Consider the following 12,933-nt stretch of genomic DNA (forward strand, 5'->3'; position numbering starts at 1 on the left):
TATCTTTGAACATTTGCGTCACTCTGTTGAGTGGCGCATTTATTATTAGCGCCTATTTCTTTTCCAAACATGAAAATTTTTACATGATATTATATAATTAGTCTTACAATAACAATTAAATTGAATCTGTCATGAAAAGAGGTTTACATAATGAGTGTCCCATCAAAAAAAATCGGCGTTCAATCGGTTAGCCGCAGTACACTTGCGAAACAGGTGGTAGACCGGATTGTTCAGCTGCTCGTAAGCGGACAAATGAAAGCTGGAGATAAGCTTCCCCCTGAAACCGAGCTTATGGAGGAGCTCGATGTGAGCAGGCCTGTTATCCGCGAAGCCCTTAGCGCACTTGAAACACTAGGTGTTATTACCCGCAAAACGAGGGAAGGTACATTTTTTAATAATAAAATCGGAAGTCATCCGTTTTCTGTTATGCTGGCACTTGCCGTGGATAATTTACCGGCGATTATTGAAGCACGAATGGCCCTTGAGCTCGGGCTTGTCACAATGGCAGCTGAAAAAATAACAGACGAACAGCTTGCTGCACTGCGAGAAACGATTGACGGCATCGCAAACAGCAAAGACAATAATTACGGTGACTATGACAAGGAATTTCACCGCATCATTGCAGTAAGTGCAAATAATCCAATTGTCGAGGGAATGATTGATTCACTGCTCATCACTCATCATAAAATAGACAGCTTAATTGAAACCCGGGAACGTGACCTAACCGTCTCCCATCATGAAGCAATCTACTCAGCTCTTGAACAGCGAAATCCACAGGAAGCGTTTCAACATATGTATAACCATCTGAATTATGTGCGGCAAAAGGTGCTAAAGCTTTCTACTGGGGAATAATTGGGAAGCGTGGGACAGTCCCTAAATTTTCTTATGGACTGTCCCCTCTTTATTCACTTTTAATAAGTATTAAGGACCAGGGCAACTATGCCTCTGTCTTCGCTTTTCAGGCTAGCCAGTCGGCGAGTTTTCTTTACTGTTCGAAAATGAAGTTGTTTCCTGCAGCCTTCAACAACCGGTTCATAATCGCTTCCCCTACACCTTCTTGCGGGAAGCTTTCACTTATAATGATGTCGATATCTTCTTTATCAAACTTTCTTAGGCCATCATAAAGCTGGGCAGCAACTGATGGTAAATCCGCACGACTTCCGCATGGAATGATTGTATCTGCTTCAAGCTGGTTGACATTTTCCATTGTCGTCAGTACACCCACTTTTTTACCTTCTGATTGATGCTTATTGATTACCTTCTGCAGAAACTCTAAACTCCCTTTTACAACAACAACAGGAGCATTTGGAGCGTAATGGGTGTATTTCATCCCAGGAGATTTAGGAGCATGTCCTTCCTCTACAAGCGCTTGATCAATTTTCACTTCTCCGATTATTGCTTCAAGCTGTTCTTTCGTTATGCCTCCCGGTCGTAAAATCGTTGGGACTGCGGTAGAGCAATCCAGCACTGTCGATTCAACGCCAACTCCTGTTGCCCCGCCATCCACAATACCACTGATTTTTCCGTTTAAATCATGGTATACATGTGATGCCTGTGTTGGACTTGGCTTTCCGGACCGATTGGCACTCGGGGCTGCAATTGGGACATCTGCCTCACGGATGAGGGAAAGCGCAATCGGGTGGTCCGGCATTCTTACACCTACCGTATCAAGCCCCGCAGTTACAATAGTCGATAAAAGCTTCCCTTTTTTCGGCAAGATTAATGTTAACGGTCCTGGCCAATATTCATTGATTAATTTATAGGCATAATCGGGAATGTCCTTTGCAATTTCATCAAGCTTGCTTTTAGAAGCAATGTGGACAATAAGTGGATTATCACTTGGTCTCCCTTTCGCTTCATAGATTTTGCGCACTGCTTCATCTGAAAAAGCATTGGCTCCTAAGCCATAGACCGTTTCTGTCGGAAAAGCAACCACTTCATTCTCTCTTAATAACTGTGCAGCCTGTGAAATATGTGGATAACTAGTGGATAAATTTGCTCGATCATCCACAACCCATACTTTTGTATTCATATGTTCTAACTCCTTAATAACCGATCATTTCTACTCTATTTTTCGCATTTCGTAGATAAATAACTCTCAGAAAGTATATAAAAAGAAGCACAATAAAACAAGCCTTATCCACAAATTGTGGATAAGGCTGTGACTTTTGTGGAAAAGTATGTGGATATACCCACATTATGATGACTTTACCATAATTTTCGCATTGGCTTGTTCAAGAGATCCCTTTAAATGATCAATAGATAAGAGCTGATTAGGAATGGATGTTTGCTCAATCTCATCAAAACCCATTAGCGACAAAAACTGTACGGAAGCATCCTTATTCGTAACTAAAAATAAATGCTTAATGCCTTTTTGCTCAGCCAATGCTTGAATGCTTTGAAAGAGCGTTAAAATATGGGCCTGCTTTAGCTTGTCCGACACGACAAGTGAACGCAATAAACCATATTCCTCCATCGGCTCAACGCCTATGCAAGCCACCACTTCATGCTCTCCACTTTCCATTATGACAAAGTAATCTATTAGACTTTCAAATCCTTCTGAACTAACCCCAGCCTTTTCAACAAAGCTAGTCAGCCGGTTAAAATCTTTTTCCTCTGCTATTTTCAACTGATAAAACATCATTTTCACCCCATTTAATTTTCCTATTACAACACTATGAGGTGAAAACTAGTTTTATTCTTTATTTTAGAAGGACATCCGTCATCTTTTTTAAAGGAGTTCTTAAATTATGCAAACAAGCCTTGGAACCATTCTACTAAAAAGAATTTCACTTCTACTTCTTCTTTTTCTTCCTCTTCATCGACAACAAGCTCTTTTAGCTTTTCATCTGTTTTTTCTTTATCGTTTGTTGTTTCAGCTTCTGCAGCTTGAACGGCTTCACCGTTAGAGAAATCCAGGAAACATAGCGGCGGGAATAGCACACACCACCAATTGGCACCTTTTGCCTCACCAAGACTAATTAAAATCGCTTCATATTCACCAGCAGGATAAACAAAGTTTCCATAGAGCTTTGTTGGAAAGCTTATATTACCAAAGTCAACTGAATAGGATTGCTGCATGTCTTCCTTTTCCAGAACATCCGCAACGATTTTTTCAATTTGAGGAAGTCTCGACTGAATTAATTCCCTTGCTGCTTCGACTGACGTTAGCTCTTCTACCCATTCAGTAATTTCCTTGTTAACCGCATCTCGAACCTTTCTTTTTAGCTCTTGGTCTTCCTCCGAATTACTATTTGCCAAAATCCGCAGGCGAATCGCCTCATCTGGTATCACAACCGGCTCCTGAGTACTCGCAGCCACCGGTTCTTTATACACATTTGCAATCGCCCCAACCAATAATAAAAGAATATATATAAATGCAAGTTTTTGTTTTTTCATCATCTCACGCCTCCCTTGGTAAACAGTATGGACAGCATGAGAGATTCTTAAACTACCTTTTTGGAAAAATAGTTTAATAGGTGGTGTGGAACAGTTCCCCCGAATTAAGATATCAGCGACTTCTCTTGTTTTATCGGCGGATTCGGCCAATATATCAGCGAAAAATTCATTTTATCGGCGAATTTAAAAATATATCGGCGATATTTAAAATATATCAGCGAAATCCAAAATTTATCGGCGAACACTGAAAAAGTGCGACTTCGATTTGGCGGGAGGGGAATGTCCCCCGCTTCATTCCCCCTCCACCAATCCAAACACCATCCGATCCTTGCCATTTATATCATTTACAATGTCTACTTCGGCAGCAGGGAAGGTTTGCAAAATCAGGTTTCTCACATCGATGCCTTGACCTACTCCAATCTCAAACGCAACCATAGCTGGTAAGTTGAGTAGATCCTTCATATCTTTCACAAGTCTTCTGTAAAAATCCAAGCCGTCCTTTCCACCTGCTAGTGCACGAATAGGTTCGTGATCTTTTACGACTGGGGAAAGTGTGTCAATTTCCCAATCAGGGATATATGGCGGATTTGAGACGAGGATATCAATTTTTTCCACTTCCGGATTTTTTGTGATTGGCTCAAGAAGATCACCGTGCAGGAATTGAACGTTTGCCTGTAGTTGTTTAGCATTTTCTTCAGCAACTTTTAATGATGGCTCTGCAATATCGATGGCCCTCACACAAAATCTCGGGTTTTCGAGTGCCAAGGTAATAGCAATTGCTCCGCTACCTGTGCCGACGTCAACTACCTGCAGCACATCTTTTTCCTTAAAATAGCTGGCGGCACGCTGAAGTACACCTTCCACTAATTCCTCCGTTTCGGGACGTGGAATAAGCACTTCTTGATTAACTTTAAATTTCCTGCCATAAAATTCTTCATAACCGATTAAGTATTGAACAGGGATACCGTCCCCGTGTTTTTCGACATCCGCTTTAAATGCTTGCAGCTGTTCATTTGAGAGGACCAGTCTCAAATTCGAAAACAATGCTGCCCGATCCATCTGTAAATGGTGGCGCAGCAGAAGCTCACCGGCATTTTCATCTCTTCCCGCTTCCTTTAAAAAAGAAGAAGCCCAGTTGAGGGCTTCGTATACAAATTTCATTCTTTTTTATTCTTCCGCTGCTTGAAGTCGGCTTGATTGGTCTTCAACGATTAACGCCTCAACTACCTCATCAAGCTTTCCTTCTAAGATTTGGTCAAGCTTTTGAATCGTTAAGCCAATTCTATGGTCCGTTACACGATTTTGCGGGAAGTTATACGTTCTAATACGCTCTGAACGGTCACCTGTTCCAACGGCAAGCTTACGATTTTGATCATATTCCGCCTGTGCTTCTTGCTGGAACTTGTCATAAACACGGGCACGAAGTACCTTCATTGCTTTCTCTTTGTTTTTAATTTGCGACTTTTCATCCTGACAGGAAACAACGGTTCCTGTTGGCAAGTGTGTTAAACGAACAGCAGACATCGTTGTATTAACACTTTGTCCCCCTGGACCACTAGATGCAAAGGTATCTACACGGATATCCTTTTCATGGATTTCCACCTCAACCTCTTCTGCCTCAGGTAATACCGCAACCGTTGCAGTAGAGGTATGGATACGGCCGCCTGATTCCGTTTCTGGAACACGTTGGACACGATGTGCACCATTTTCGAATTTTAGCTTCGAATATGCCCCTTTACCATTAATCATAAAGATAATCTCTTTATATCCGCCCGTTCCAGTTGCGTTTGCCTCCATTACTTCTGTTTTCCAGCCCTGCGTTTCTGCAAAGCGACTGTACATACGATATAAATCCGAAGCAAATAAAGCAGCCTCATCTCCACCAGCAGCCCCACGGATTTCCATGATAACGTTTTTATCATCGTTCGGATCTTTAGGGATGAGAAGCAATTTTAACCTAGCTGTTAGTTCTTCTTCACGTTCCTCTAATTCGGACAGCTCTTCTTTTGCCATCTCGCGCATTTCTGGATCAAGCTTTTCTTCAAGCATTGATTTTGTATCAGAAATTTGCTCACGTACCTCTTTATATTCGCGATATGCTTCAACTGTTTCTTGTAAATCAGATTGTTCCTTCGAATATTCACGCAGCTTCTTTGGATCATTGATAATATCAGGATCCATTAAAAGCTGATTTAATTTTTCATAACGGTCTTCTACCGATTGTAAACGATCTAACACACATGTTCACCTCAATTTTCATGCATAACATTATAATTATAGTATAGGTCACTGAACGCGTCAAAAGCAAATTGACAAAATTTTTCTTCATATTATAGTAAGCTTTCTCAAAAATTGTTATTTTATAATATAGGTACCTTAAATCATGGAAATCAATTTTAAGAAAAGAGGGTTCTTGTCATGAAATTTAATAAAATTCACCATATCGCCATCATTTGCTCTAATTATGAAGTTTCTAAAGCTTTTTATACAGAAACACTTGGCTTAAAGATTTTATCTGAGGTTTTTCGTGAGGAGCGCGGCTCATACAAATTAGATTTAATGGTAAATGATACATATCAAATTGAACTATTCTCCTTTCCAAATCCGCCTAAAAGGCCGACACAACCTGAAGCAGCCGGACTTAGGCATCTTGCGTTTGAAGTACCGAATATTGAAGAGGCAGTACTTGAGCTTAATCAAAAAGGTGTGGAGGTAGAACCAATCAGAGTAGATCCACATACCGGTAAATGGTTTACATTCTTCCAGGATCCAGATGGACTGCCGCTAGAGCTTTATGAAGCATAAGCGGTTATCGACAGAGCCATTTCATAATATGTAAAACATCCACTTTCTTTGCCGAATTGATACTTGTTTTGTCTAACGTGAAGGTGATTTGCTGCGGAGGTCGAATTTGCTATATAGTTGGTTGGCCGCCTTGTGTTTTGGATTGTACTTAAAAGTTTAAGGAGGAATTAATATGAGTACAGCAGCCGCAGCAAAAGCACTGGGAGTTTCCAGAAGAACGTTAATGAGATGGGTCCATCAATTGGATATGGAATTGGAAAAAAATGAACTGGGGCACTATCAGTTTAACGACGACGATCTGGCAAGATTAAAAGAATTGCAGGAACAACTAAATAATCAGCCGCAGCCTCAAGCTATGACGGAAACAAGCAGAAAGGGGACGTTAATCAACACTACAGTTGTTAATGATCCTAAGGTGGATACATTGAGCGAGCGTATGGATGAGCTTGAACGAAAGATTCGCGGCAAAGCGGATGATGTTGTCTCCTATCAGCTTCTCCAACACCGCAGGGAAATGGAAGATTTGCTGAACAAAGTTCAATCGCTAGAGAAAAGGGTCGAAGAGCTTGAACGGTCCCAACAAAAACGTGAGCCGATGAAAGATAATGTTTTTGTATTTGATCAAGGATCCGAACAGAAAAAACCGCGAAGAAAAAATTTCATAAGTTCAATTTTCAGCTTTTGAGGGCTATTGTTCCCTCTTATTTTTTTGTAAAGAAACAGCCTTACTCTTAAAAATAAAGAGTAAGGCTGTTTTGGCTTATGAAAGTGTAATTCCTGTCTTTCTTTTCTGCAAGTAAATCAATGCTGCACCTGCCAAGCTAATAACAATACCGATTAGCAAAATAGTATAAGTATCGGTTGCTGTTATAGGCAATATAGCGCTGGTGGCTGACTCGGCTGACTTCGAGTCAGATGGACTTTCAATTCCCAGTTTATTCGTTGGATCTGCTCCGTTATTTGGCTGATTGTTGCCACTTCCTGGTGTTTCTCCACCGTTACCTGGATTACCGCTACCATTACCAGGATTTTCACCTACCTGGATTGTCGGTTCCATTACCAGGGTTAGGTTGATCCTTGCCTTTTGTAAATGTCCAAATATCAGAGACGGCTTTTCCTGTGTAGTCATCTTCTGCAACTGTATACCAGGAATACGTATGATTTTCAGTCAGTCTCCTCCATTTTACTTCTGCTGTTTTTCCACTAGGCACATTTTCTTTTTTGCCGATTTCTTCGTCTGTTTTTACATTTACAGCAAAGTAGTCAGTAGCAACGCGCTTTTCATCGACTTGAAGATCAAGATTGATGATGAGCTCGTCTTTTCCAGGGAATTCATTAGGATCATAGAAGTTATAGTCATCTAGGTATGGTGAATACGTATTGACAATGATTCTGTTGTTGTCTTGGTCAAAGTGCAGCAATTTCATATAGCCTTGGCCGCCCTCGGGACCACCTTGGTAATCACCAAGCATTTGATACACTTCACGGTCTGCAGTTCCGTCACCATCGTCATCAATTTCACTTACTAATGTTTCAGAATCGTGATAATGGCCGCTAAGAACAGCTATGACATTTTCATTTGGTTTTACCACTTGGTTGTAAATTTTTTCACCGAGCGGACTGCGGTTGCCTGAAACTAAAAGATATTCATGGAAATTCAAAATGGCTTTTCGATCAGGGTATTGGCTTAATACTTCATTCATCCAAGACAAATCCTCATCTTGAACTCCCCAGCCCATATAAACCATGATAAAGTCATTGCCATTTGATGAAATTAAGTCATAGTGACCGCGATTGTTTTTGTACGTTCCACCATAATAAGGTTTGTCCTCGAAACGATCCGCACCAAAATAATTGTAATATTGTGTGTAGTCGTTCGATAATTGGTCTACGTCATGATTTCCGGCTAATACTCCATAAGGAATATTGTTTTCGTCAAGGACGCCCATATATTTATCAGCATTTTCCCATTCTTGGATTTGACCGAAATTATCGACTAGATCCCCTGTATGGAAAACATATTTGATTTTCAGCTCTTCTTGTTTTTCTGCAATCCAATTCGTTTGTCTTTCATAAATATGCGGATAGCTTTCTGAGTAATATTGTGTATCAGACATCCAAACGAATGTATAATCATATTCCTCAGGGCTCTTTGGAATTTCATCTTGGATTAATACATTGATTTTAGCCTCTTTTACAAACTCACCTACTTCAACGGTTCCTTTTAATTCAAAATCCTCTATACCCGCAACTTGATAATCAATTAATTCCCATTTGCTGCTTTTGTGGCTCCATGCATACATAGATACCTTTCTGCCTTCAAATGAGTTTCCGCTCCATGAAAGCTCCACAACATCGTTTTCATCAATTGAAGGATCAACCGTCACATCAAAACGATGGTATGGGAATTGTGTACTTGAATCTGTTGCTAGGTAGCGGCCATCCTTTTCAGACACTAAGTTGATATCCTCTTCCGTAAAGGCTGCTTCACCCTCTGGAGCCATCGTTTGCGGCGGCTCGACATCTGCTGCATGCTTAAATGCCTTAACATTATCTGTTTGACTGGCATCATATTGATAGCCTTTATAGAACGTTACATCCATCTTATCACCAGTCGGGTCTGTTACTTTGACCTTCAAGCGCGGATCACCATCTACAGGTGTTGAGCTATTATCAGCTGGTGAAATCAGCTCCGGCTTCGTTGGATTTTCATTATTCACAGAGAACGGAACATTGCTCTCTGCTTTGTTTCCAACTTTGTCTGTCGCAATAACTGTAAGCTTATGCTCTCCAGGTGTAAGCTGTGAGGATGCCGTTTTATAAGGCACTTCAATTTGCTCGCCATCAAGCAGAACTTGAACCATATCAACCCCGGCAATTTCATCTGTTACATCCGTATCAATGGTAAATTCGCCTTTGTATTCCTTGCCCTCAATGATCGTTGTTTTTACCACAGGTGCAGTATTATCGACTAATACAGGTGCCGAAACTTCATCATTCGCATCAGTTGCTTTAATCACATGCTCGCCATCAGGGACAGCTGTTGTATCCCACGCATAAGTTTTCGATGGAGTATGATCTTCTGTAATGGTAAACGTAAAATCCTCAAACGGTCGGAAGGTGCCATCATCACCCATATCGTAAACCTTTGTTGGATCATTCTTCGCCGGATCAGTTAAAACCGTTCCATCTCCTAAAATTAAGCGAACATTTCTTAAATTATAATCATCACGGTTTTCTTCGTCTTCTTCTAGCTGGAATGGCGAAGCCTTATTTCCTGCACGAACGGTAATCGTATTTTCACCCAGCTTCAAACGATCAGCTTCAACAGGAATCGTAAACGTCTTCCAATGTGACAGCCAATCTTTATCCAATAGGTAAAGAATATCGTCGCCCATTGTCACTGCATTTTGGAAATACGTATTAAGTCCGTTTACTTCAAAAGCAAAAAAGGCAGGGGTTTCTAATGATGTATACGTATTAGACTGTACTTCGTTTCCATCAACGAATAGCTTAACATCATCTGCTGTTTCCTCATTTGATGTCCCTTTAAGAATTTTTTCTCCTGTAAGGATCTTATGTTCTTTTACATTTAACCGCAATTCAGACTGATCCAACCCGCTATGAACAGTGATCTTAAATGTATCACTCTTCACTTCATTTGCCCCATCTGATACAACAAAGAAATATTCAACATATTCTTTGGCAATCAGATCTGCAGCATAAATCATATTTTTATATAATTGTGTTTCAGAATCCATTCCTAAAAGGATTTCATTAAATGTATCCCGATCATTTGTGCGATAGTACAATCGAACTGATTTTACACCAACATTATCATTTGCTGCTGCGGCAATCTCAATATCATCTGTTTGTTTGACCTCTGTAACGGTTGTTTTATTTTCGATCGTTGGAGCAACTGTGTCGTCTTCAATGTGTACAGGCTGAGAAGGAACCTGAAATGATTCTACCTTGCCTGGTGTTGCATCCTCAATTCCGGCACTTACCTTCAAGGACTGTGTTGAACCGTCTTCAGGATACTTATACACTATACCTTTGTCAGGTACTGTATCATCAGTGTTTGCTGTCTCATTGTAGTATGAAACTGTAATTTCTTCCTTTGTATTCGTGGCAACGACTAGCCCTCTCGCACTTCCGTTTGCCATCCCGTCACTATGAATTTTTACGATATCTTTGTTTTCGATTAGGTTTGTTCCAAAGTTTGCATTAAAATCAGCAACGGTTTTCTCGCCATTTTGGTTATTAATAATCCAGAATACAAGTGTTTCTTTTGAAGGAATCACAACATTATCCGGTATGGAAGGCCAGACGACATCACTTGCAGGATCTGTTCCATAGCGATATTGAATCTTATAATCTTTAAAACTTAAATCTTTATCCGTATTATTGTAGATTTCAATAAATTCATAGCCATCAGCTGATCCGACATTCTCTGTATCCGGAACAACCTCAGTCACAAGGAATGTTGGAATTTTGCTGTAATCCACTTCATCCTTTTTAACAGTAATCACATATTCTTCTGTTTTGCTGCTATTTGCTCCATCAGAAGCTTCGATATAGTATGTGATTTGAGCATCGACACTCACTCCCGGGATGTCAGCAGAATAGCTTCCTCCATCTTCGCTGGCATTCATTGATAAAGAAGTGAAGGACTCCTCACCCTCTTTTTTATAATGCAAGGTCACAAATGGTACAGCCATATTGTCAGTAACTGTTGCTTCAATTTTGATAGGGGAAAAAGCAGCACCCTCTGTAACCGGTGCATGAGTAATAACTGGTGCCTCGGTATCGGCTGGAATTTCATCAAGCTCAACTGGTTTTGTCGGTACCTGATTGGCTTCAATCATACCTGGTGTAGGAGCGGCAAGCACGCTAAGCTTCTCCATTTCCGTACCTGAAGCAGGGAACATATATTGAATAACAGCACCTAAGTTATCATTTTCCGTTCCTAAATAACTGGCAGAAACAACTTCTGTGTTTGTGTGGTCTTTTATGACAATTGCCCGGTTGCCGCCGTTTGAAAATCCAGGAAAATGATCCTTAAATTCAACGACTTGATCACTTGTTAGTCCTAAATTATAATGTGCGTTAAAATCCGCTAACGTACGATTGCCATTATTAAACCAAAGAACAAGGGTTTCCTGCGGATCAATCGTCACAGCAGGAACTTGGAATACTCTTTCCTCACCGCTATCCGTATACTTATAAACAAATGAATAGTTCATTAAAGGTAACGGTTGATTCGTATTATTGTAGAGTTCAAAATACTCATAATAATCGGTTCCCGCGCCTTCTGTGTTCGGGGAAAGCTCGGTAATGAAAAGTCTTTGCTCGCTATACGTTTCTTGAGGAACGTCAACAGAGATGACTTGCTCCTCGCTTTTTGCATAATTTTTGCCATCTGTCGCTTCAATATAATAGGTTATGTTTGATTGAACGCTGGCACCAGGAATTTCTGCCGTAAAGCTTGTCCAGTCTTCTGAACTTACATTCATCGGTACAGACGTAAAGTCTTCTGCTTCAGCATTCTTGTAGTATAGTGTCACCGTTGAGATCGCTGCCAAATTATCTGTTACACTAGCATCAATCTTAATTGCACCTGATACAGCACTTTCTGTAACCGGTGTATGGGTGATAACCGGCGCTTCTTTGTCAGCTGGAACTTCTGCTAAAACAACCGGATTCGCCGGAACTTGAACGGATTCTATTGTACCCGGAGTTGGTGAAGCCAACACCTGATGCTTATCCATTGCTGTTTTTGAAGCAGAATATTTATACTGAACAACTAAGCCGCTATTATCCGTTTCATTAGGCAAATAGGCAGCAGAGGTTACTTCATTTCCATCTTTGTCCTTGATCACCGCGCCGCGATTTCCTCCATTAGCGAAGCCTGGAAATACATCTTTAAACTCAACGACTTGCTCACTTGTTAACTGCAAACCATAATAATTGTTAAAATCAGATAAAGTAAGGCCGCTGTTATTAAACCAAAGAACAAGGGTTTCCTGCGGATCAATTGTCACAGCAGGAACTTGGAACACGATCTCTTTCCCCGTGTCTGTGTAACGATAAATAAACGCATAATTTGCTAACGATAATGGCTGATTCGAATTATTGTATACTTCGAAAAACTCATAGTTATCTGTCCCTTTAGAATTAGGGGCTACTTCTGTTATGAATAGGTAGGAATTATTATTAAAATCCTCTTCTACTAAACTAGCAGAAGCTTCTGGCTGATTTTCTTCTTCTGCTGCTTCATTTTGTTGCGGAGAAGGAGGCTCAGATTCGTTTTGTTGTTCGTTTGAATGAGCAGGTTTTTCAGAGGATTCTTCCGTTTGTTGTGCAGGTTCACTTTCTTGCGTTGGTTCTTTTTCTCCAGTAGTGCTTTCTTCTTGTGCTGGTTCATCATTTACAGGCAGTACATCTGCATTGCCTTCTTCACTTTCAACTCCATCAGCTTCCCCTTGAACAGGTGGTTCTTGAGTGGCTGTTTCTTTGTCTGTTGCTTGTTCTTCATTGCCTGTATCAGTTGTTCCTGTCTCGGCAGGATTAGTAGAAACCGTGTTATTGATCACTTCTTCTGCATAAATCCTTTTAACAGGAATAAACGAGATAAAACTTGGCAGAATTAACGTTACCATACAAATAGATAAAAAAAGACTTTTCACTTTTCGACGAACTTCTCGTTTATTCATGGCGTCCTCCTTA

10 protein-coding genes are annotated in these 12,933 nt (G+C 40.5%); 3 read left to right on the forward strand and 7 right to left on the reverse strand.

All coding sequences use genetic code 11. The features are described 5' to 3' along the window. Nucleotides 1-150: 150 nt before the first annotated feature. Nucleotides 151-852, forward strand: coding sequence for a FadR/GntR family transcriptional regulator (locus ACSVDH_RS28545; protein WP_299093441.1), 702 nt, complete (start codon nt 151-153; stop codon nt 850-852). A gap of 133 nt (nt 853-985) precedes the next feature. On the opposite strand, the gene ACSVDH_RS28550 is transcribed toward ACSVDH_RS28545, so the two are convergent. The 5 genes from ACSVDH_RS28550 to prfA form a co-directional block, all read right to left on the reverse strand. Further along, nucleotides 986-2,032: an L-threonylcarbamoyladenylate synthase gene (locus tag ACSVDH_RS28550; RefSeq protein WP_299093443.1), complete on the reverse strand. Its 1,047-nt coding sequence runs from the start codon at nt 2,030-2,032 to the stop codon at nt 986-988. A gap of 165 nt (nt 2,033-2,197) precedes the next feature. After that, nucleotides 2,198-2,641 carry a GNAT family N-acetyltransferase gene (locus tag ACSVDH_RS28555; protein ID WP_299093444.1) on the reverse strand — a complete coding sequence of 148 codons (444 nt, stop codon included), beginning with the start codon at nt 2,639-2,641 and terminating at the stop codon, nt 2,198-2,200. A gap of 107 nt (nt 2,642-2,748) precedes the next feature. After that, the gene (gene spoIIR, locus ACSVDH_RS28560; RefSeq protein WP_299093445.1) at nt 2,749-3,399 is read right to left on the reverse strand and encodes a stage II sporulation protein R; all 651 of its coding nucleotides are present in this window, start codon (nt 3,397-3,399) and stop codon (nt 2,749-2,751) included. A gap of 291 nt (nt 3,400-3,690) precedes the next feature. Next, the gene (prmC, locus tag ACSVDH_RS28565) at nt 3,691-4,560 is read right to left on the reverse strand and encodes a peptide chain release factor N(5)-glutamine methyltransferase (protein WP_439250914.1); all 870 of its coding nucleotides are present in this window, start codon (nt 4,558-4,560) and stop codon (nt 3,691-3,693) included. A 6-nt stretch (nt 4,561-4,566) separates the two neighbouring features. Next, nucleotides 4,567-5,637: a peptide chain release factor 1 gene (gene prfA, locus ACSVDH_RS28570; protein ID WP_299093448.1), complete on the reverse strand. Its 1,071-nt coding sequence runs from the start codon at nt 5,635-5,637 to the stop codon at nt 4,567-4,569. Between the two features lie 180 nt (nt 5,638-5,817). On the opposite strand from prfA, the gene gloA2 reads away from it, so the two are divergent. Both gloA2 and ACSVDH_RS28580 read left to right on the forward strand, forming a co-directional pair. Next, nucleotides 5,818-6,204, forward strand: a complete 387-nt coding sequence (gloA2, locus tag ACSVDH_RS28575) for an SMU1112c/YaeR family gloxylase I-like metalloprotein (RefSeq protein WP_439250915.1) — start codon at nt 5,818-5,820, stop codon at nt 6,202-6,204. Between the two features lie 172 nt (nt 6,205-6,376). Then, nucleotides 6,377-6,889 (forward strand): MerR family transcriptional regulator, encoded by a 513-nt coding sequence (locus tag ACSVDH_RS28580; RefSeq protein WP_439250916.1) that lies wholly within the window; start codon nt 6,377-6,379, stop codon nt 6,887-6,889. A 75-nt stretch (nt 6,890-6,964) separates the two neighbouring features. Here the strand turns inward: ACSVDH_RS28580 and ACSVDH_RS28585 are convergent, their stop codons facing one another. Beyond that, the gene (locus ACSVDH_RS28585; protein WP_439250917.1) at nt 6,965-7,261 is read right to left on the reverse strand and encodes an LPxTATN C-terminal sorting signal domain; all 297 of its coding nucleotides are present in this window, start codon (nt 7,259-7,261) and stop codon (nt 6,965-6,967) included. Beyond that, nucleotides 7,236-12,920, reverse strand: a complete 5,685-nt coding sequence (locus tag ACSVDH_RS28590; protein ID WP_439250918.1) for a lamin tail domain-containing metallophosphoesterase family protein — start codon at nt 12,918-12,920, stop codon at nt 7,236-7,238. Before ACSVDH_RS28590 ends, ACSVDH_RS28585 begins: the two co-directional genes overlap by 26 nt. Between the last annotated feature and the right edge of the window lie 13 nt (nt 12,921-12,933).

It is taken from the genome of Metabacillus sp. Hm71 (assembly GCF_051842955.2).
Taxonomy (GTDB): Bacteria; Bacillota; Bacilli; order Bacillales; family Bacillaceae; genus Metabacillus.